The 21,786-nt window shown below is 60.8% G+C and carries 19 protein-coding genes; all 19 read left to right on the forward strand.

The window, feature by feature from the left end:
• Positions 1–51 precede the first annotated feature (51 nt).
• The 19 genes from H7C18_RS07350 to H7C18_RS07440 all read left to right on the forward strand — a co-directional run bounded on the left by H7C18_RS07350 (position 52) and on the right by H7C18_RS07440 (position 21,491).
• A complete protein-coding gene (locus H7C18_RS07350) occupies positions 52–432 on the forward strand; it encodes a GntR family transcriptional regulator (protein WP_185128393.1) in 381 nt (126 codons plus the stop codon).
• A gap of 11 nt (positions 433–443) precedes the next feature.
• Positions 444–1,160, forward strand: a complete 717-nt coding sequence (locus H7C18_RS07355; protein WP_185128820.1) for an ATP-binding cassette domain-containing protein — start codon at positions 444–446, stop codon at positions 1,158–1,160.
• Positions 1,157–2,743, forward strand: coding sequence for a hypothetical protein (locus tag H7C18_RS07360; RefSeq protein ID WP_185128394.1), 1,587 nt, complete (start codon positions 1,157–1,159; stop codon positions 2,741–2,743). Before H7C18_RS07355 ends, H7C18_RS07360 begins: the two co-directional genes overlap by 4 nt.
• A 134-nt stretch (positions 2,744–2,877) precedes the next feature.
• Positions 2,878–3,312, forward strand: coding sequence for a hypothetical protein (locus tag H7C18_RS07365; protein WP_185128395.1), 435 nt, complete (start codon positions 2,878–2,880; stop codon positions 3,310–3,312).
• Positions 3,309–4,430 (forward strand): transglutaminase-like domain-containing protein, encoded by a 1,122-nt coding sequence (locus H7C18_RS07370; RefSeq protein ID WP_185128396.1) that lies wholly within the window; start codon positions 3,309–3,311, stop codon positions 4,428–4,430. Before H7C18_RS07365 ends, H7C18_RS07370 begins: the two co-directional genes overlap by 4 nt.
• Before the next feature lie 65 nt (positions 4,431–4,495).
• Positions 4,496–6,538: a peptidoglycan D,D-transpeptidase FtsI family protein gene (locus H7C18_RS07375; RefSeq protein WP_337913088.1), complete on the forward strand. Its 2,043-nt coding sequence runs from the start codon at positions 4,496–4,498 to the stop codon at positions 6,536–6,538.
• 378 nt (positions 6,539–6,916) lie between these two features.
• Complete coding sequence (locus H7C18_RS07380) at positions 6,917–7,132, forward strand: hypothetical protein (RefSeq protein ID WP_185128398.1); 216 nt, start codon at positions 6,917–6,919, stop codon at positions 7,130–7,132.
• A 27-nt stretch (positions 7,133–7,159) separates the two neighbouring features.
• Positions 7,160–7,873: a hypothetical protein gene (locus tag H7C18_RS07385; protein WP_185128399.1), complete on the forward strand. Its 714-nt coding sequence runs from the start codon at positions 7,160–7,162 to the stop codon at positions 7,871–7,873.
• Positions 7,873–9,075, forward strand: coding sequence for a glutathionylspermidine synthase family protein (locus tag H7C18_RS07390; RefSeq protein ID WP_185128400.1), 1,203 nt, complete (start codon positions 7,873–7,875; stop codon positions 9,073–9,075). The genes H7C18_RS07385 and H7C18_RS07390 overlap by 1 nt, the downstream gene beginning before the upstream one ends.
• Positions 9,072–9,728, forward strand: a complete 657-nt coding sequence (locus H7C18_RS07395; RefSeq protein WP_185128401.1) for a hypothetical protein — start codon at positions 9,072–9,074, stop codon at positions 9,726–9,728. The genes H7C18_RS07390 and H7C18_RS07395 overlap by 4 nt, the downstream gene beginning before the upstream one ends.
• The gene (locus H7C18_RS07400; RefSeq protein WP_185128402.1) at positions 9,728–10,120 is read left to right on the forward strand and encodes a DUF350 domain-containing protein; all 393 of its coding nucleotides are present in this window, start codon (positions 9,728–9,730) and stop codon (positions 10,118–10,120) included. The genes H7C18_RS07395 and H7C18_RS07400 overlap by 1 nt, the downstream gene beginning before the upstream one ends.
• Positions 10,121–10,135: 15 nt before the next feature.
• Positions 10,136–11,149, forward strand: coding sequence for a potassium channel family protein (locus tag H7C18_RS07405; RefSeq protein ID WP_185128403.1), 1,014 nt, complete (start codon positions 10,136–10,138; stop codon positions 11,147–11,149).
• A 191-nt stretch (positions 11,150–11,340) separates the two neighbouring features.
• Complete coding sequence (locus H7C18_RS07410) at positions 11,341–13,584, forward strand: helix-turn-helix domain-containing protein (RefSeq protein WP_185128404.1); 2,244 nt, start codon at positions 11,341–11,343, stop codon at positions 13,582–13,584.
• A 351-nt stretch (positions 13,585–13,935) separates the two neighbouring features.
• The gene (locus tag H7C18_RS07415; RefSeq protein WP_185128405.1) at positions 13,936–15,342 is read left to right on the forward strand and encodes an ABC transporter substrate-binding protein; all 1,407 of its coding nucleotides are present in this window, start codon (positions 13,936–13,938) and stop codon (positions 15,340–15,342) included.
• A gap of 126 nt (positions 15,343–15,468) precedes the next feature.
• A complete protein-coding gene (locus H7C18_RS07420; RefSeq protein ID WP_185128406.1) occupies positions 15,469–16,437 on the forward strand; it encodes a carbohydrate ABC transporter permease in 969 nt (322 codons plus the stop codon).
• Entirely contained in the window at positions 16,434–17,270 is an 837-nt protein-coding gene (locus tag H7C18_RS07425) for a carbohydrate ABC transporter permease (RefSeq protein ID WP_185128407.1), read from the forward strand. The genes H7C18_RS07420 and H7C18_RS07425 overlap by 4 nt, the downstream gene beginning before the upstream one ends.
• A gap of 53 nt (positions 17,271–17,323) precedes the next feature.
• Positions 17,324–18,334: a Gfo/Idh/MocA family protein gene (locus tag H7C18_RS07430; protein ID WP_238357545.1), complete on the forward strand. Its 1,011-nt coding sequence runs from the start codon at positions 17,324–17,326 to the stop codon at positions 18,332–18,334.
• Between the two features lie 4 nt (positions 18,335–18,338).
• The gene (locus H7C18_RS07435) at positions 18,339–19,343 is read left to right on the forward strand and encodes an aldose 1-epimerase (RefSeq protein WP_185128408.1); all 1,005 of its coding nucleotides are present in this window, start codon (positions 18,339–18,341) and stop codon (positions 19,341–19,343) included.
• A 117-nt stretch (positions 19,344–19,460) separates the two neighbouring features.
• Complete coding sequence (locus tag H7C18_RS07440; RefSeq protein WP_337913090.1) at positions 19,461–21,491, forward strand: peptidoglycan D,D-transpeptidase FtsI family protein; 2,031 nt, start codon at positions 19,461–19,463, stop codon at positions 21,489–21,491.
• The last annotated feature ends 295 nt before the right edge of the window (positions 21,492–21,786 follow it).

The following is a 21,786-nucleotide window of genomic DNA, read 5'->3' on the forward strand; positions in this document are numbered from 1 at the left end:
GTATGGCGTGTAGCCACACACTGGGTACAAAAGAGAAAGGCGGGGTGACGGATGCCGCCGGGAAAAAACTGGACGATGGAGGACTTCCGTCTGGATCCTTCTCGTCCGCTCTATGAACAATTCACCGAACAGATCCGAACGATGATCGCCAAAGGGGAACTGGAGCCGGGAACGAGGCTTCCGTCCGTTCGAGAGACGGCTTCGAGCCTGCGCGTCAATCCGACGACCGTCATGAAGACGTATCAGGAGCTGGAACGGCAGGCGCTTCTGGTTACCTACCGGGGGCAGGGAACGTTCGTCACCCGGGAGGAAGCCGCGATCGACCGATCCCGGAAGGAGCTGGCCAGGACGGCGGTGAACCAGCTGAAGGAGACGGCGAAGTCGCTCGGACTGACGCCGGAACAATTATGGGCTTTGGCCCTGGAGGAGTGACCGTAGTGGGGATGACCAAGCTTGGCCGCGCGGGAGCGCCGGCGATTCGCTGCGATAAAGTCGAAGTGTCGATCAAGAAGAAAAAAGTGTTGAATCAAGTCGCGTTCGAGGTGGGAGCGGGCTGCCTGGCCGGACTGCTCGGCCCGAACGGAGCGGGCAAATCGACGCTGCTGCGTCTGCTGACCGGCCTGCTCCCGCCCGACAGCGGTTCGGTCGAGCTGTTCGGCGCCCCGGCCGGCCCCGATCGTCTGGCCGAAGTGTCGTTCCTGCCCGACCGCGGCCAGCTTCCCGTTTATCTCTCGGCCGGCGAATGGCTCGGTTTTGCCGCCCGGCTGTATCCGGACTGGAGCCGGGCGCGGGAGCGGGAGCTGACGGCGAAGCTGGAGGTCGATCCGGCTCGGCGGATCGGCTCCATGTCGCGGGGCGAAGAAGCCCGGCTGCAGCTGCTTACCTGCCTGTCTCGGGAAGCGCCGCTGCTCATCCTCGACGAGCCGTTCACCGGCGTCGACCTGCTCTCGCGGGAACGGATCGCTTCGGCCGTCGTCGGGGAAATGGCCGACGGGGAGAGGACGTTCCTGATCGCCACCCACGACATTCGGGAGATGGAGCATCTGTTCGATTCCATCGTTCTGCTCGGGGACGGCACGGTCAAGGCGGCCTACGAAGTGGAAGCCTTGCGCGAAAGCGGGCGTTCCGTCGAATCTTGCTACAGGGAAGTGTTCGCATGAAAAAGCTGACCGAAGATCCGTTGTTCGCGCTGGAGTGGAGCTCGTCCCGCCTCTTCCTTCCGTTCTCGGTCCGGAATGCCGCCGTCTGGGCGGCTTTCCTGGCGATCGTCGTCATCGGCGTCGGCCTTTTCCTGCCGGATGACATAACGCCGGAATCGCTGTTCGCGTGCGGCGCGGCGATGATCGCCATCATCGGCTTCAGCATCGGGCTGGGAAGCGCGCTCACGCAGCGGGAGAATCCCTGGAAGGACTGGTGGCTAACGATGCCCCATTCGCGGGAAGCGCTGGTTCGGGCGAAGCTGCTCGCCATGATCCTGACGGTCGGCAGCTTCGCCGCCGGAATCTGGCTCGCCTGCGTCCTGATCGCCGCCGTTCGCGCGCAGAGCGGCGTCTACTGGACCGACCCCGGCACCGCCGGCCGCTTGCCGGGCGACATGCTCGCCTATGCGCTCGCGTATGCCGCGGAAGCGCCGATCTGCGCCAGCCTGGGTCTCTCCCTGCTCGGCATGTATTCCGGCTACCGGAGATGGCTGCTCCTGCCGCTCGCCGCGCTGTTTCTCCCTCTCTACGGAATGATCTCGGCCGTTCTGAGCCCGAACGCCGCCGTCCAGAGAGCGGTGTCGGCGGAGGCGTTCTTCTACGGCGCCTGCGCTGCCCTGCTCGTCGCCGCGCCGCTCTGCAAGGGCGTCGTTCGCTTCGTCGCGGGGTACGGCATGCCGGAGTTGGCGCGGCATCGTTCGAACGGCTTGTTGACCCGCAAGCGTAAAGAGACGGTGTCGCAAGCGCGGTTCAAGGCGAACGGAACGGGCTTTCGCGCCCTGTTCGGATTCGAGCGCTCGCGCTACAGGCATTTCTCCTCGTCCTCGCCGGCCCGCGTCCTTTACGTGATGCTCGTACTCGCGGCGGCGGCGGGCGGCTGCTTCGCCGTGGCTCAACCTCAAGGAATCCTCAATCTGATCATGGGGCTGACGATGGCGACGGCATGGGCGCCGAGCATCGTTTTGTCGCTCGTCACCCAGACGGACGCGAACCGCCGCCGGCTCGTCTGGTGGATCGCGCTGCCGTTTCGCCGCCGCACGCTGCTGCTGGCCAGGTGGACGGCCGTATGGGCGACCGTTCTGAAAGGGGCGGCGGGGCTTCTGGCCGCTATGATCGCGGGAGCCGCCGTCCGCTGGGGGATCGGAGGGAGCGTTCCGGTCTTGTGGAATCGCGACGGCCATACGGCTCTATACGTCGCGGTCTCTCTCCTTGCGATGGGGCTGCTGCTTAGCGGAATCACGCTCGCTTATCCGGCCGCCTATCGCAACGCGTGGACCGCCTGGCTGATTTTGCCGGTCACCTCCGGCGCGGCCATCGCCCCGATATTTGCAAGCCGCTGGCTGGTGACGGAACGCGTTCTGGCCGGCGAGGTCGGGCCGGAGCAATGGCGAACGGCCGCCATCGTCGCGGCGGCCGCCCTCGCGCTTGGCGGAGCGGGGCTCGCGCTGGGCGCCAAGTGGCTTCATCTGTACCTGACGAACACCCAGGACGCCGCGCAGCGTCTGCGAGGAGCCGGACGAAGCCGGGGACGGCCGCTTGTCTGAGAATCCGGCGGCGCCGCCGCTTCCGCGCCCGAGCCTTCGGCCGGCTTTGCCGCCCGACCTCGGGCCGTTTTACTCCGGGGCGGCAGGCCGGTATAATAGAGTAGGATGTGAGGATAGCGGATGGGGGAGATGGGATGAGTCTCGATCTTGATGCCTGGAAACAGTTCGCAACCGATCATTGGGTCTTGATCGTCGTGGCGGTCATTGTCCTGATCGTCGTTATCAACGTCGTCAAGACGCTGCTCAAATGGGTGCTCGTCGCCGCGATCGTTGTCGGTCTGGCGGTTTATGGCGGATACAGCGTGAACGATCTCAAGGAAGTCGGCAGCAAGGTCACGGCCGATCTGAAGGACGAAGCGGTCAAAGCGATGGCCGGCGAAGCTTCGCAGGCGACGTACAAGCTGAACGGCGACGGCACCTTTACGGTGACGACGCCGAATCTTGAGCTTAGCGGCGTTCCGAATTCCGGCAAAGTCAATGTGAAGTTCCGCGGCGTCTCCCTGGGATCGTGGTCGATGGACGGAGCGGTTCGCGAACTCGTCGCGCAGGCCAGGGAAGCCTCGCAATGAAATCGCTGGACGCCAACCTGGTCACCGCGGCGCTGCTGGCCGTCGTGGCGGTGTCCTTGCTGCAAGGGATCTTCCGGGGGGCGGGCAGCTCGGCGAAGCGGCTGTTTCTCTTCGTCGGAGGGGCTGCGGTTACGCTCGCGTCCGTCGTGCTGGCGGCGTGGGCGGCATCGGCCGCTTCCGCTCCTTTTCGCGATTGGCTCGACCGGCGCCATTGGACCCAGCCGAAGCCGGACGCTTCGGGCTGGTCCCAGTTCGGCTATACGCTATTCGCAAGCGTCCGCGACCTTCCGCTGCTCCGGTTCGCTTTTTTGTTTTTGATCGCCTATCTGGCGATTCGGCTCGTGCTGGGGACGATCGGATCGCTGCTGATCCGCGTCGGCGCCGTGCCGATGGGAATCGTTCCGTCCGGCGGGCCGGTCAGCCGCGCGTTCGGCGGCCTGATCGGCGCGGCGCTCGGCTGCGGCCGGGCCCTGCTGCTGACGGCCGCCTTGTTCGCCTATTGCTCCCTGTTCCCGCAAGGCCCTTATGTCGATTACGTCTCCCAGTCCGGCCTTTACCGCGAAGCGGCGGCGCAGATTATCCGCCCGGCCGCGGGAAGCCTGTTCGAAGAGCGGCTGCCCGTCTTCGCGAAGCAGATGCAGGGCGAGCTGGATCAGATCTGGCAGAAGCGCTACGACGTGATCGACGCGGACCTGCCGCCCGAGATCGTGCAGACCGCGCAGCAGGCGACCGAGGGGAAGAAGACCGACGAGGAGAAAGCCCGGGCGTTATACGACTGGGTGGGAAGCCATATCGAATACGATAACGATAAGGTGACCGACTACGAGGAGAAGGGCGAGTGGCACGAGCAGACGCCGGCGATGACATACGACACGCACAAGGGCGTGTGCATCGATTACGCCAGACTGTTCGCGGCGATGGCACGTTCCGTCGGCCTGGAAGTCCGCGTCATTACCGGACTCGGCTATGACGGCCTGGGCGGCTACGGCGCGCATGCCTGGAACGAAGTGTATCTGAGCGAGCAAAAACGCTGGATTCCTCTCGATGCCACCTGGGCGCATGCGGGAGACTGGTTTGATCCGCCGAACTTCCGGGATACGCACATTGCGTCGGCATAACCCGTTCCGCCGTCTTGCCTCAAGGAAGGCAATGGCATGAAATGAAGCAACAGGAGGTACCGAACGTGAGTCAAGACCACCGCACGGAAGAGGCTCAGAAAAGAGAAATCCGCATCCGGCGCAACTTCAGCTTTCGTCTGAACTTATTCTTCTTCGTCACCTTCTTCGCTTTCTCGTTGCTTATCGTCAAGCTGGCCTATCTACAGTTCGTGCAGGGACCGTCGCTGAAGGAGAAGGAGCACCAGATCTCGACCCGGAACGTCTCGATTCCGCCGATTCGCGGCAATATCTACGATGCGACCGGGCAGCCCATCGCCTATTCGACCTCGACGCAGTCGCTTTACTACACGATCCAACCGGGGACCAAAAAAGAGCAGGGCCAGGAGCTGGCCCAACGGCTTGTCGAGGTGTTCAACAAGTACGGCGACGCTTCGCAGAAGCCGCTCACGGCGGACGAAGTGTTCGACGACATGGACTTCGACAACAAAGTGTACTACTCCTACCAGCAGCGCCGCATCAAGAGCGGCTTGACGGATAAGGAGATCGCCTATTTCAGCGAGCACCGCGACGAGTTCAAGGGCATCGACATCGTCGAAGAGAGCATTCGGCAGTACAGCCAGGACCAGGTGGCGGTCCAGCTCGTCGGTTATATGAAGAAGCTGTCCGGCGCGACGGCGCTCGACAAGTACAAGAACATCAACGAGAATCAGACCGATCCGACGCTTGAATACCTGGATTCGGAGGAAGTCGGCTTCGACGGTCTGGAGCTGATGTACCAGGACGAACTGCGCGGCCGCAACGGGCTGAAGACGTATCCGGTCAACAGCGAGAGCCGCATCGTCGGGCCGATGCAGCTGACGAAGCCCGTCAAGGGCGACAACCTGTACCTGACGATCAACAAAAACCTGCAGCTCGCGACGCAGAATGCGATCATGAATCAGCTGCAAAAGCTTCGCACCTCGACGAATTCGGCCGAACGGGCTCCGAACGCCAGGACCGGCTACGCGGTGGCCATGGAGGTCAAGACCGGCAAGGTCGTGGCGATGGCGAGCATGCCGGATTACGATCCGAACCTGTGGCAGGGCGGCATCAGCTCCAAGGATTACGACGCGGTCAAATATTACATGGGCAACGGCGCGATCCGCGAGGTTCAGGCGCCTTACGCGGACGACAAGGAACGGCTGAAGCATCCGTCTTCGCTCGTCAATCTCGGGTCGACGCAGAAGCCGCTCACCATTCTGCTCGGCTTGAACGAGCATCTCATTACGCCTAGTTCCACCTGGAACGACCCCGGGTATTTCTCCTTCGGGGCCAAGGGCCACGAGGTGAGGGTCCGGAACTCGGGCAGCGAAGCGAACGGCCTGTTGACGCCGTCGAGAGCGATCGCCAAATCGTCCAACGCGTTCATGTCCAAGATGGTCGGCAACGCGCTTTACTTGCGCGACGGCAGCAAAGGCGTCGATATATGGGATAAATACATGAAGGAATTCGGACTCGGCGTCACGACGGGCAGCGGCCTGCCGGGCGAATCGAAAGGCTACATCAACTACTTCACCGAAGCCAAGCGGGGAAGCCCGCAGTCCGCTCTGATCTACTCGTCCTTCGGGCAGCAGGGCCGCTATACCGTCCTGCAGCTGGCGCAGTATGCGACGATGCTCGCCAGCCGGGGCACCCGGTTGAAGCCGCAGTTCGTCGATCATATTACGGACAGCGAAGGCAATGTCGTCCAGTCGTACCAGAAGGACGTGCTCAGCACGGTCAGCTTCCCGTCGGTATATTGGGATACGATCGAGCAGGGGATGTCGCAGGTTAAAGTACAGGGCTTCGACGGATTTCCGTACCATTACAACCGGAAGACGGGAACGTCCGAGCAGGAAGTGGGCGGCAAGATCGTCGACAACGCGGTGTTCATCGCCTATGCGCCGGCCGAAGATCCGGTGCTGGCCGTAGCGGTCGTCGTGCCGGAAGGCGGCTTCGGCGGCTGGGGCGCGGCTCCGATCGCCCGCCAAATTTTCGACGCCTACGACAAGGAGATCGGATTGACGGCAGCGGGTCCGCGCAAATCCGCCGATACGACGACCGACGGCACTGCCGGCACGGCGCAATAGACAGGCCGGAAGACAAGCGACACGCGTTCAAAGAGGCGGAGACTCCGAGGGGAGTCTCTTTTTTTCTACGACGGCATAATGAACGAACAATAAATGGCTCGATATTGTACCGCAAACGCATCGCCTCGCCATCGAAGTCTGGCAAATGGGCTCTTGATACGATGATTTGCATCGTTATCGCACCTGCTGCCAGGCAAGCCCTGTGAATGGGCATGCATGTTCCGCGAACTTTGTTAGTCGATGATGCCGCTTTAGTTTTTTCGCGACTTCCATTTTTTAAACGGAACGCATTACATGAAACAACAATTATTGACAAAAGTTTCTTTGTTCATTTACTGTAAGTTAGGAATCTATCCTAAAAGAAGGGATGTTCGGCGTTTGAACAACGACATCGCGGTTATTTTGCTTGAAAAGCTGCCCGAAGGCGATCTGCGGCAGATCGATGAGCGGATCTGGACGCCCGGCATGGTGACGTCGCTGGAGCATGTCAACTATATCACCGTCGGCGGAAGCGAATACGAGACGCTGGAAGGCAGATTGAATCTGGACAAGGGCAAATTGGAAATCCTGGTCGTTCCGGTCCGGAACGAATAGGATCGCAAGCGACAGGGGGAACTGCGGTTGAAATGGGAGGAAAGGCCGGACGAGCCGGCCAAATTCAAATTTTTTACGAAGGACGGCAAGCCGCTGCGGATTCTATCCACCTCGCTCGGCATCGCGCTTCTCGCCAACGCGGCGCTGGGCTCCGTGTCCTTCGCGGCGGAGGGGGACGCGGGGGATCCCGGCGGCGATCAGCCGAAGCTGGTCGAGTGGTCGACGGAAGCGGTGAAAGCCTATTTCGATCCGGCTGTCGATTGGGGCTTGCCCGATCTGGACGAAATGCAGGACGGGGAAGGCGAGGGAAGCGCCGCCGTCACGACAACGACCTCCGGCGGCACGGGAAGCCAGAGCAGCACGATCGTGGTTAACAACGGCTATTCCGGCTTCGGCTGGGACGATCTTCTTTTGTATCATCTGCTGTTCAATCGTGGTTCCGCGTACTCGTCGTCTTCCTGGACGAATTCGCATACGACTTACTACGGCGGAACTACAAGGCCTTATAAAGAAAAGTCTTTCACGAGCGACTCGTTCCAGAACAAGCCGGTGGCCGGCTCGGCGGTGCGGCCCAAGACGACGAGCAAAACCGGATCGGTCACCCGGCGTTCCTCGAAATCGAGCACCTCCAATCCCGGCGGAATCGGCGGCAAGTCCAGCACGCTGAGCTCCTCCTCGAGCTCGCGCTCCTCCTCTTCGAAGTCGAGCGTCTCGCATTCCTCCGGAGGGTTCGGCGGCTGATGCCGGGCGTGTTCGAGGTGCGGGGCTCGCCCGATCCGGATCGGGAAGCCCGGGCGGCGCTCCTGAAAGAGCTTGGCTTCGGTTGGGCGGATCTGGAGGACGAAGCCTATTGGCTGGATCAGATTGTCGCGATGCCGGCGGAACTCTACGCCGAGCTCGAGGCGGCGTCCGCGAAGCTGTGGGGCATTCTCGACAAAGCCGTCCGCTACGTGGCCGGCAAGCGGGAGCTGTACGGACTGCTCGGCATTCCCGAGGTGCTGTGGGACATGCTCGACCTGCTGCCGCTGCCGCCCGAAGGGCTGATCAGCCGGTACGCCCGTTTTGACTTTGCCATTTCCGGGGACGGGGCGATCAAGCTGCTGGAGCTGAACGCCGATACGCCGACCGGCTATGTCGAAGCCGCGATTGCGACCCCGTGGCTGTGCCGGGAGGCTGGCCTTGCCTCGCCGAACGAGCGGATGGCGTCGCGCGTCGCGGCGGCCTGGGGCGAGGAACGGCCCGAGGTTGCGGCATGCGTTCACTACGGAACGCATCTGGAGGATTCGGGAACGATCGAGGCGCTCGTCCGGCACAGCGGATTGGACGCGCGCTGCGCGGACTGCCTGGATCTGTGGGTGGACGAAGGGGTGCTGAAGGACCGCGACGGCGCTCCCGTTCGCCGGATGTTCGCGCTGTACCCGAAGGAATGGATGGGGGTGGACGACGGCGGCGAGGCGCTCGCGTATGCGATCGAGAGCGGGAACCTGACGCTGTTCAATCCGCCGCACAGCGTCATTCTTCAGTCCAAGGGGCTGCAGGCCGCGGTTTGGGGCCTTTACGAATTGGGCCTGCTGTACGACGCGCAGGAGCGGGAAGCCATCGGCCGCTACATGCTGCCGACCTACAACAAGCCTGTATTCGAGGGCGACTTCGTGTCCAAGTCGATGTTCGGGCGCGAAGGCGGCTCCGTCCGGCTATTCGATCCGCAGGGCGAATTGGAGCTTGAGGACGAGGACGGCTACGACGCAAGCGAGCTGTTCCCCGTCGTGTACCAGAAGCGGGCGGAGCTGGCCCGCATCGACACATCGGCCGGCGAGCTGCATCTGCTGACGGGGATGTTCGTGCTGAACGGAGAGCCGTGCGGGCTGCTCGGCCGGGCCGGCGGGCTGATTACCGGCAATACGAGCCATTTTATTCCCATAGGAGTGAAGGAACGAGAATGAAATCCAATCTGTCAATCGCTTCCCGGTCCGGCCGGCTTGCCAAAAGCGGCGTCCTGTTGACGCTGCTGCTGCTGGCGGCGCTGCTCGGCTCGTGCTCGACGGATCAGCCTTCCGTCTTCAGCACCACGAACAACAGCGCAACCGTCGCCGGGACGGAGCGGATTCCGTGGGATTACCGCATGGTCGAGGGCACCGTCGGCGATCTGGTCGGCAGCGACATGACCGTTCTGCCCGACAACGCGCTGCTGCCCAACGACGACAACTACGCCACCGGCGACAAAATCTGGACGCTGCAATACATGACGGCCGACATGGGGTCGAACGAGAGCGGCAACAGCGAGATTCAGCTGTCGTCCTGGACGACGATCAAGTCGTACAAGGATGAAGCCAAGGCGAAGGCGGACCTGTCGAACCTGAAGGTGTCGCTGCAGACGAGCGTTCCTCTGGTCGGGGTTTACAAGACGGAGTATCAGGGCAAGACGAGAAATTTCGCCGTTCTGACCCTTCCTTCGGGCAATCAGATCAAGCAGCCGATCGACGACGAGCGCTACAAGAAGCTCAAAGACGTCCAGAAAGTGATGATCAAGGTGGAAGAAGTCCACGATTACAGCGATTATGACATGGCCTATGCCAAATTTCGGGGGTGGGTCTGATGACCATCGTGATCAATATTGTCGTTAGCGTCGTCGTCATCTTTTTGCTGCAGTACCTGGGCATGGTCATTTTCAGCTGGATGACCCCGTATCGGGACATGGAGGAGCTGCGCAAGGGCAACATGGCCGCAGCGCTGGCGCTCGGGGGCAAATTTCTCGGGACGGCCATCATTCTCGGCGTGGCTGCCTATACGAACGATTCGATCTGGTTTATGATGCTGTGGTTTGCGGTCGGATACGCTTGCCTTATCGCCGCCTATTGGCTGTTCGAGCTGGTTACGCCGAAGCTCAAGGTGTCCGAGCATCTGCAGCAGGGCAACGTCGCGGTCGGCGCGCTGCTTTGCTTCGTCTTCCTCGGGATCGGCTTCGCCGTGAGCAGCCTGATCATCTGAGGGTGAGGGATCGGCATGTATTTTTTCGTAAGACTGCTTCTGAAGACGATGCGCTTTAAAAATATGTCGGTCCTCACGACCGTCCTGGCGTTTATCGTCGTTAGCGCGTCCATCGCTTACGGGCTCGAGCCGAAGACGTTCCACACCTGGTTCAACGCTCTTTACTGGGTGATGACGACGATGTCGACGGTCGGCTACGGCGATTTCTTCGCCAAGACGGTGGCGGGCAAACTGCTGACGTTGTTTTTGTACATTTTCGGAATCGGGCTGCTCAGCCTTCTGATCGGCAAGGTGATCGACGGCGTGGCGGGCATCCAGCGGCAAAGGGAGGCCGGAAGGTTGAGCTTTCAGGGCGAAGATCACATCATCATCGTCAATTGGAGCCGCAAGGCGTTTTATGCCGTAGAGGAAATATTGTCCTATCGGCCGGAAGCGGAGATCGTCATCATCGACGAAAGCGACCGCCATCCGCTGCACCACCGCGGCAACGTTCATTTTATCAGCGGCGATCCTGCGGCCGACGACGTGCTGGAGCAAGCCGAGATAAGCAAGGCGCGCTCGGCGATCGTGTTCGCGGATTCGCGCATCGACGAGGCGGCGCTGGCCGACGGGAAGTCGCTGCTGATCGTTTCGAGCATCGAGCGGATCGCGCCGAACGTGCACACGACGGTCGAAATCGTTCAAGAGAAGAACGTCCAAAATTTCCGCTACGCAAACGTAAACGAATTCGTTCTCTCCCACGACGCCATCTCCCGCCTGGCCGTCCGGGCGGCGCTGCAGGAAGGCAACTCGGAAATTTTCAACCAGCTGCTCAGCCGCCGGCACGGCGACGACATCTACGAGATTGCCGTGCAGCCCGGGTGGCGAACGTACGGCGATGCGTTCCGGGAGCTGCTCGAACGGGGGGCGACGCTCATCTCCGACCGCGGGGATCTGGGCATCAACCGCAAGCTGTCCGTGCCGATTCCGTCCGACGCGCGGCTCTACATCATCGCCGACGAGGCGACCTACCGGCAGCTTATCGGCTAGACAGAGAGTGCTATCGATTTTGACGATGTTTAGGGATCGCCGGGGACTGCAGTCCTTGGCGGTCTTCTTTTTTTGGCTGCCGAAAATACTTGTCAACTTTACTGACAATGTGTCAATATGAGTGATAGAGAACGCTCTCATTCTTACGGAGAGGTTACATGGAGCGATAGACACCGGGGGAGATGAGGCGCTTGAATCGGACATGGTTTACGAGGATGCTGTTGTCCTACGTGCCTGCTTTTTTTATTTTGACCGCCTTTTTGTTTTTCATTTTTTTCAAAATGCTAAGCGACAGCAACGCCGCGGCCGCCCGTAAATCGAACGATTTCGTGGCCAGGCAGGCGCAATTGGTCATCGATTCTTCCCTGGCGGCGATCGACCAGAAGATAACGCTGGAGATGCTGCGCAACCGGACGGTGCTGCAGTATTTTACGGAGCCTTCCGTGAACGACTTGACCCTCCAAGTCGGCGTGATGAACGAGCTGTCCGAATGGAAAATCGCCAATCCCCTGATCCATTCCGTTTATATGGTCCGCACCAGCGACCGCACCGTGCTGAACCTGAGCACGACTTACCCGCTCGACCAGTATTCCGACGCTCCGTTCATCGAATCCGCGATGCGTTCGCCGAACGGGAAGTGGTCCGACATTCGCACCTACAAGGAGCTTCCTTCGGAAAAGGGAACGCCGGTCGTGACGCTGACCCGGAGGGTGTCGATTTTCTCGGGGAAGTACGGACTCATCGTGGTGAACGTGAACGCGGCCGCCCTTCAGGCGCTCGTCCGGGAGATGTACGATCCGGCGGCGACCCGACTGCGCTTGTACGACAACAAGGGCAACGACCTGTTCGCCGCTTCGGGCGACTCGCCGCCGGCACCCGCCGAAAGCGGGGCAATGGCTTCGGAGTCGGTATCCGACTATACGGGATGGCACCTTGTCAGCGAGCTCAAGAACGCTCGCATGATTCAATGGCTGCTCTCGACGTTCGACGTCTGGTTCGTATCGGGGCTCGTCGTCTGCGCCATCGCGCTGGGGTGGATCGTGTGGATGACCCGCCAGAATTACCGGCCGATCCGCACGCTGGTGACGCAGCTGAGAAGCTATTCCGCCGACGGAAAGCCGGAAGGCCGGCCGGACGGGAAGATCGGCTTCGCCGGCGAATTCCAATTCATCAATTCCGCGGTGGAACAGATGTTTCATCAGAACAACCGCTTTCAGCTCCAGCTTCAGGAAGATTTGAAGGTGAAGCGCAATTTTTTTATGTACGAGCTGTTGGAGGGCATGCGGCAAATCCGCATGGAAGAATGGGAGGAGGCGGCCGCCCGGCACGGATGGCCGCGGACGTTCGGCAAGGCGCGGATCGCCGTGCTGGAGATCGACGGCGCCGCCGCTTGGCGCCGGACGTATGCGCCGGACGAACAGGACGAGTGGAAGCAGGCGATCGAGGCGATCGTGGCCCGGCGGGCGGAGGAGTCCGGACGAGACCGCGTATGGCAGCTGTGGACGGGATTCCACCAGTTGGCCGTCATTTTGATGAGCCCAAGCGGGCTTGCGGATGAGGACATGCTGGCCGTTATCCGGGGATGGCACGGGCGTATCCGGGAAGAGGTTCCGTTCCCGGTGTCGATCGGCCTCGGCGAGCCCGTCGAGCACCCCGACAACATTCACGACGCTTATCAGGAAGCGCTCGAAGCTCTCCAATACAAGGCCGTGGAGGGCGGCGACCGATTGTTGGCCTATCGGGCGTCCAATCCGGACGGGGAGCACCCGTTCGGGCATTTAAAGCGAATCGAGACCATCGTCGACCGGCTGCGGCTGTCCGACGGGAAATGGCGGACCGAGCTGCGGGCGCTGTTCCGGCAGCTGGAGCAGGACCGTTCGCCCCGCGACGAGATCGACCATGCGATGAATTATCTTATCTTCAACTTGAACAAAGCGATCGACGGCATGGGGGAAGAGTTCAAAAGGCAGTGGCTTGCGGAATGGATGCCCGTTCTGCATAAGGCGCTGGACGAAGCGGAGTTGCTGAGCGAGATTTCCCGCGTCTTCTTCGAGACGCTGGAGAGGTTCGAGGAAGCGAAGGAACGCTCGAGGGACTCCCGGAGCCAGGGGAACCTGATCAAGGAGATCAAATCCTATATCGAGAGCGATTACGCGAATCCCGCGCTGTCCCTCGACTATCTGAGCGAGAAGTTCGGCATCAGCGGCAAATATTTGAGCCGGTTGTTCAAGGAGGAGTTCGGGCTCAAATTCGTCGATTTTCTGATCGACCAGCGCATTCGCCAGGCGCGCAAGCTGCTGTCCGAGACGAACGATTCCGTGCAGGAGATCGCCGAGCGGCTCGGCTACAGCAGTCCGATTTCGTTCGCCCGCACTTTCAAGAAGATCGTCGGCCTTCCTCCGGGCGATTACCGGAGAGAGACGCAATCTTCCTAAACGGTTCAACAAGCAACCCGATCGCGCGGCCGCTTCCGCATGGTCGGGTTGTTCGTCTGACGCCGGGGAACGGCGTCGGACGCGGATTCGGCCGGGCATGCCGGGCAGGCGAAAAAAGTTTGGACGGTAGAGAAAAGTTGGCATTCGGGAAGCGGGCGGTTCGGGAAAATGTCAGGGATCGTAACGGCGAAATAACGCTTACGCTGACACCGATGCTCCCTTAAGTTTGGGCGGTAGAAAAGTGTTTGTTGTCCCGAAGCGGGAGGCGACGGTTTAATTAGGGCGTGGCTCGGTCGGCTGTCCGGCCGGTCCGTCTCACGGAAACCAAAGATGAAAAGGAGAGTCTGTCCCATGGCAAAGACAAGATGGAAACGCTCGCTTCTGCTCGCCGCGACCGGCGTGCTCGGCGCATCGGCCTTGGCCGGATGCTCAGGCGGGTCGAACGGTTCGAACGCGACGGGCGCATCGGGCGCGTCGGCGTCGGCCGGATCGTCGTCCGGCGGCGAGAAAGTGCAATTGTCGTTCGAAACGTCCGTTTATGCGGAAGCGCCGCACAAGAAAGCGATCGACGCCCTGATCCAGAAGTACAACGAGATGAATCCCAACGTCGAGATCACGGTCCACGGTACCGATTACGAGAACTTCTGGGACAAGCTGACGACGGAGATCATCGCGGGAACGCAAGGGGACATCGTGCAGGTGTATCCGGAGAATATCGCGACGTACAACGCGCTTCAGGGTGACAGCGGCGCGTTCGTCAACCTGGACGACCGCATCAAGGGAACGGACCTGGAGACCGATCTCGTCGGCCAGGAGCTAAGCAGAGTGAACGGTTCCTACTACGCCCTGTCGAATTATGCTTGGGGTACGACGGGCATCTTTTACCGCAAATCGCTATTCGAAAAGGCGGGCATCGACCCGGCCTCGATCAAGACGCTGGACGACTTCAAGGCGGCCGCGATCAAGTTGGGCGTCGACGCGAACGGCGACGGCACGATCGACCAATACGGCTTCTCCAGCGTGGTCGGCTCTCATCCGTTCGTCGCCTCCGAATGGTATCGTCTGGTCGCCCGCCCGGTGTCGGGCGGCGTGTTCTTCGGCGACGGCGAAGCCGGGCCGTACACGGCAGACCGGATCAACGTCAATTCTCCGGCCAACGTGTGGGCGGCCAAGTGGTGGCAGGATCTCATGAGCAATCCGCAGGCGACCCCTCCGGGAACGCGCGACAAGAAGGTGAGCCGCGAGATGTTCTGGAACGGCCAGGCCGCCATGATCATGGACGGCCCCTGGTTCATCGGCATGACGAAGGAGCGCGATGCGAAGCTGATGGACGACCTCGGCCTGATCCCGCAGCCGGACGTCGTCTACGAAGGCAAGACGTACAAGCCCAACCCGCACAACTATCCGCTCGTCTCGATGATTTCGCAGAACAGCAAGCATAAGGACGAAGCGTGGAAATTCATGGAGTGGATGGCTTCGCCGGAAGCGCAGGAGATCATCGCGGGCTCGGGCATGATCCCGAGCAGCAAAGCGTATGCCGGAACGGAAGCTTACGCGTCGGCCAATCCGCTGGCGGCGCAATTTTTCGACTTCCAGGACAAGCTGTACGCGCCGCCGGTCATGGATCCGCCGATTCCGGAGCTCGGCACGCTCAGCCAGACGCTGGTCAACGCGGCGCAGGATATGTTCGTCGCCAAGCAGGATGCCCGGAAGACGCTTGACAAAGCGGCCGCCGAAATGAAGAAGGCGATGAACTAAGACGGGCTCGATCCGGCGGCCGAGAAAGCCGGGAGGCTGCCGGTAGCGGCTGCCGGATCGACGAAAGGACCCGCCGACCGATCCATCAGCCTCCGGCTGACGATCGGTTGCGAGAGGAGGAAGGGAATGAACAACGGGGCGCACTTGAAGGAACCTTCCTTGGCCGAGGCGAAGCCTGTCGGCCGAACGGGCTTCTGGCGCGCGGAGCTGCGCAGGCTGAAGGCGAATCGGGCGGCGTATCTGTTTATCGCGCCGTTGGCGCTTGTAGTCGGCCTGATTCTCATGTATCCCATCTTGAAGGCCGCTCTCATGAGCTTTCAATACTGGAAGGTCGCCCGGCCGATCGCCGCAGGGCATCCATTCGTCGGCTTCGACAACTATGCGGAGGTGCTTCGGTCCGGTTATTTTGCGAAATCGCTCGGCATTACGTTCGTTTATATTTTGGTGACGGTCGTGCTGCGGTTCGTTCTGGGAATCGGAACGGCGGTATTGCTCAACACCCCGTTCAAAGGACGCGGGCTCGTTCGAGCCCTCGTCATCATCCCGTGGGCCGTGCCGGAGGTGGTGACCTGCCTTGTCTTCATTCTTATGTACGACTACCAGTACGGCGTCATCAACGATGTGCTGATGAAAATGAACTTGTTGTCAAGTCCGGTAGCCTTCCTGGGCAATTCGGATACCGCCCTGTGGGCGGCGATGTTCGTCAATGTGTGGAAAGGGTTCCCGTTCGCCGCCATCATGCTGCTCGCCGGCTTGCAGGGCATTCCGAAGTCGCTGTACGAAGCCGCGAGCATCGACGGAGCGTCCGCCTGGAAGCAGTTCCGTCACGTGACGATGCCTTCGCTGAAGCCGGTGTCGGTCATCGTGTTCCTGCTGCTCGTCATCTGGACGATCAAGGATTTCGGCATCGTGTACGTGCTGACGGGAGGCGGACCGAGCCGCGTGACGGAGGTTCTGACGATCTTCATCTACCGCGCGGGCTTCAAATCGTTCGACTTCGGCCTGGCGGCCGCGGCGGGCATGTTCCTGCTGATCGTGTCGGTCGCTTTCACCGTGCTGTATATGAAGGCGACGAAGGCGGGTGATTCGGTATGAGAAAGCCGAACCGCGTTCTCGTCTACGCCGCCGCCGTTCTCGTCTCGCTGTTCGCCGTTGCGCCTTTTCTATGGATGATTCTGACTTCCTTGAAGCCGCAGGCGGAAATTTACAGCAAGCCGCTGGCATACCTGCCTTCGCGGATCCATCTGTCGGGCTATCAGGACATGCTCGACCCGAAGGCCGATCCGAGCGCCAACTTCATGGTCTGGTTCAAAAACACGGCGATCGTATCCGTGCTGACGACGGTGCTGTCGCTTGCCGTCTCGGCTCTCGGAGGCTATGCGATGTCCCGGTTCCGCTTCCGCGGACGGATGTCGGTCGGCTACGTCATCCTGCTGACGCAGATGCTGCCCGGGTCGCTGCTGATTATTCCGCTTTATCTGATCATGAAAGAGTATCACCTGCTGAATTCCTACCTGGGACTCGTCATCGCCTATGCTACCGTGGCGGTTCCGTTCTGCACGTGGATGCTCAAAGGCTACTTCGACAGCATCTCGCCCGCGATCGACGAAGCGGCGAGCATCGACGGCGCCGGCCGCTGGACGATCTTCGCCCGCGTCGTCCTTCCGCTCACGCTGCCCGGGCTCGTCGTGACGGCCGTGTTCTCTTTTCTGACCAGTTGGAACGAATTCATGTTCGCCCAGACTTTCCTCAGCGACTACGACAAATGGACGCTATCGGTCGGAATCGCCAGCTTCCAGGGCCAATATGTCGTCAACTGGGACTACTTGATGGCCGGCTCGGTTCTGACGACGATTCCGATCGTGCTCGCGTTCTGGCTGCTGCAGAAGCATCTCGTCAGCGGCATGACTGCCGGCGCCGTCAAATGACGCCGGCCCGCCGGCTTGGGGCCTATCGACACGAAAAAAGGAGCTGACCTCAAATGAACTTGATCAAATTCGGGATTGTCGGGATGGGCCTTCGCGGGAATCTGTTCGCCGATACGCTGCGGCAAAATCCGCATGCGGAATTGGCTGCCGTCAGCGACGCTTTCCCGGCGGCGTTAGAGCGCAGCAGGGAGAAGTACGGCGTGCCCGGCTATGCCGACGTGAAGGAGATGCTCGACAAGGAGCGGCTGGACGCGCTCGTCATTGCGACTCCCGATTTCCTGCACCGCGAGCCGGTGCTGCTGGCGGCCGAACGCGGGGTGCACTTCATGGTCGAGAAGCCGTTCTCCACCAGCGTGGAGGAAGCGGAGGAGATGCGCGAGGCGGTCAACCGCGCCGGCATTAAATGCATGGTCGCTTTCGAAAACCGGTGGAATTCGCCCTTCGTCGCCGTGAAAGAGGCGGTGAGCGGAGGCGAGATCGGCGACATCCTGACGATCAACGCCAGGCTGAACGACACGATCTATGTCCCGACCAAGATGCTCAAGTGGTCTACCGGATCGTCGCCCGGCTGGTTCCTGCTGCCGCACGCGACCGACATTGCGCTGTGGCTCAAGCCGGAGGCTTCGCCCGTCCGCGTGTACGCGGTCGGAACGAAGAAGAAGCTGGCCGGCATGGGCATCGACACCTACGATTCGATCCAGTCGGTCGTCAGTTTCGACGACGGCACGCACGCCGCGTTCACGACCAGCTGGGTGCTTCCCGAGTCGATGCCGCTTATTTACGACTTCAAATACGAAATCATCGGCGACAGCGGAGCGTTATACGTGGATCTGGCCGACCAGATGGTTCGCCAGGCCGGCGGCGTTTACCGCCATGTGCACACGCTCGGAACGCCGATCAACGGGCAGTTGACGTCGGCTCCGAGCTGCATGCTGAATGCGTTCGTCAACCACGTCCGCCTGGATACGGCTCCGGAAGCGGGAGCCGACGCCGGCTTGCTCAACACCAAGCTGGTCGACGCCATTCACCGTTCGGCCGCAAGCGGCCACGCGGAGAAAATCTGAGCGCATGATCCGGGAGAACGCGCCGAATGTCGGGCGGACCGAGTTCCTGGGCGTGCCGGCCGTGCGGCTGGAGAACGAGGCGTTGGCCGCTACGATCGTTCCCGACTGGGGGAGCCGGATCGTCTCGTTGCGGAGCCGGGAAGCGGGGGCGGAGCTATTGAGGGCTCCCGCTTCTCTTGGCGAATATTGGCGGACTCCGCTGCTGTACGGAGTTCCCGTTTTGTTCCCGCCGAACCGGATCGAGGACGGCATCTTTTCCTACAATGGCCGAGCCTACCGATTCGCCGTCAACGATCTGGCGACCGGCAATCATGCTCACGGCCTCGTTCACGATAATCGCTGGGAGATCGTATCGCTTAGACGGGAAGGAGACGTCGCGTCGCTGATCACGGAGTTCGTCTCCGTGCGGCATCCGGAAGTGATGGCGCAATTCCCGCACCCGTTCCGTCTCGTCATGAAGCTCGAACTGAAGGGGGCCGTTCTGTTGCAGCAATTGGAAATCCGCAACGAGAGCGACGCGGCTTTTCCATGGGGGCTTGGCTACCATACCGCGTTTCGGTTTCCGTTCGGCGAGCGCTCGGAGCTGCGGTCGTGCTCGCTTCAGGCGCCCGTCGGCCGCAAATGGGAGCTGAACGGACGGATGCTTCCTACCGGGGAACTGGTGGACGATGCAAGGAGCGAGCCGCTGCGGTTAGGAATGCCGATGGACGGCGTCTTGCTGGACGATTTGTTCGAGGCGAGAGAAGGGGGGCCGAACGAGGCGGTGCTGACGGACCGCGAAGCCGGCATCCGGCTGACGTACCGCGCGGACGAGTCGTTCCGGCATTGGGTGCTGCACAACGGGGACGGCCGGGGACGTTATCTTTGTCCGGAGCCTTACACGTGCGCGACCAATGCGTTCAATTTGCCTCTGGAACCGGCCGCTACCGGGCTGCAAGAGCTTCGGCCGGGAGAGACGGGCCGCCTGACTTGCGAAATGGCCGTATCCCTTCTGTCGAAGGAGGAATGAAGAAGGCACGCTCTCGTCGGGAGGAAAAATTTTCCGAATCCTACAACCCCAGAGGCTTGCGGATCGTCTATCCCATGTCATTGCCAGGATAGGATACAAGCCTAGGAGGTCGTATCGGTGAGCCCGGATCCCCGCACGGAGGAAGCCCAGAAAAGAGAAATCCGCAACCGCCGCAACTTCAGTTTTCGCCTGAACCTGTTCTTTTTCGTTACGTTCTTCGCTTTCTCGATGCTGATCGTCAAGCTGGCCTACCTTCAATTCGTGCAAGGACCGTCCCTTCAGGAGAGGGAGCATCAGATGACGACATCGAAAGTTCCCATTCCGCCGATCCGGGGCAACATCTACGACTCGACGGGCCAGCCGATCGCTTATTCGACTTCGACGCAATCCCTGTACTACACGATTCAGCCGGGCACGAAGAAGGAAGAGGGCCGGGAACTGGCCGGACGGCTCGTCGAAGTCTTCGACAAGTACGGCGACAAGACGAAGAAGCCGCTGACCGCGGAAGACGTCTTCGAAGATATGGACTTCGGCGGCAAGGTGCAGCCTTCGACCCAGCCGCGCCGCCTCAAGAGCGGCTTGACGGATAAGGAGATCGCCTATTTCAGCGAGCATCGCGACGAATTCAAGGGCATCGATATCACCGAGGAGAGCATTCGGCAGTACAGCCCGGACCAGGTGGCGGTGCAGCTCGTCGGCTACATGAAGAAGCTGTCCGGCGCGACGGCGCTCGACAAGTACAAAGACATCAACGAAGGGCAGAACGATCCGACGCTCAAGTATCTGGATTCGGAGGAGGTCGGCTTCGACGGGCTGGAGCTGATGTACCAGAACGAGCTGCGCGGCCGCAACGGGCTGAAGACGTATCCGGTGAACAGCCAGGGCCGCATCGTCGGGCCGATGCAGCTGACGAAGCCGGTCGTTGGCAATAACCTGTACCTGACAATTAACAAGAACGTGCAGCTTGCGACTCAGAATGCCATCATGAACCAACTGCAGAAGATCCGCACGTCGACGAACAAGGCCGAGTACGCTCCGAACGCCAGGACCGGCTACGCGGTGGCCATGGAGGTCAAGACCGGCAAGGTCGTGGCGATGGCGAGCATGCCGGACTACGATCCGAACCTGTGGCAGGGCGGCATCAGCCAGAAGGACCTGGACCAGGTCCAGTACTACATCGGCAACGGCGCGATTCGCGAGGTTCAGGCCCCATACGCCGACGGCAAGGAGCGGCTGAAGCATCCGTCATCGCTCGTCAACCTCGGGTCGACGCAGAAGCCGCTCACCATTCTGCTCGGCTTGAACGAGCATCTCATTACGCCGGCGACGACGTGGCCCGATCCCGGTTATTTCTCGTTCGGCAAAAAAGGCACGAAATACGAAGTAAGGGTCAAGAACGCGGGCGGCGAAGCGAACGGCACGTTGACGCCGGCGAAGGCGATCGCTAAATCGTCCAATGCGTTCATGTCCAAGATGGTCGGCAACGCGCTCTATTTGCGCGACGGCACCAAGGGGGTCGACGTCTGGGACAAATACATGAAGATGTTCGGCCTCGGGGTCTCGCCGGAGAGCGGTCTGCCCGGCGAATCGAAAGGCTACATCAACTACTTTACCGAAGTCAAGAGGGGAAGCGCGCAGTCCGCTCTGATCTATGCCTCCTTCGGCCAGCAAGGCCGTTATACGACCCTGCAGCTGGCGCAGTACGCGACGATGCTCGCCAGCCGGGGCACCCGGCTGAAGCCGCAGTTCGTCGATCATATCACGGACAACGAAGGCAATGTCGTGCAGTCCTATCAAAAGGAAGTTCTAAGCACGGTCAGCTTCCCGTCGGCGTATTGGGATACGATCGAGGAGGGGATGTCGCAGGTGAACGTGCACGGCTTCGAAGACTTCCCCTACAACTTCAACCGGAAGACGGGGACGTCCGAGCAGGACGTGGGAGGACACAACGTGGACAACGCGGTGTTTATCGCTTATGCTCCGGCCGAGGACCCGGTGCTGGCCGTCGCCGTCGTCGTGCCGGAAGGCGAATTCGGCGGCTGGGGAGCGGCGCCGATCGCGCGCCGAATCTTCGACGCGTACGATCGCGAGATCGGCCTGACCGGCGTTCCCAAGAAGCTGACCGAAACGGAGAAGCAAGCTTCGTGATGCGCCTCGAACGATAGTTTGACCGGTTTGCGGAAGACGCGCGCAAGCCTTGACGGGCGGCGCGCGTCTTTTTGTGTTGTTTTGAAAATGCTTTAATTTCCATTTTAATTATGTCATATTTTCTATCGTATATCGAACTGTTTTTGTCAAGAGCCGACTTTACGCCCGTGTAAAGATAAATGAATACAATATACATTTAAACGAATAAAATTGCGGATTTCTTTATTGTCGGATCCCCGGACAGTTACATAATCATGCAGGATTTCCCGGCAAGCGCGGGCATTCAAAATTGTCG

The sequence above is a fragment of the Cohnella zeiphila genome (assembly GCF_014212055.1).
GTDB lineage: Bacteria > Bacillota > Bacilli > Paenibacillales > Paenibacillaceae > Cohnella > Cohnella zeiphila.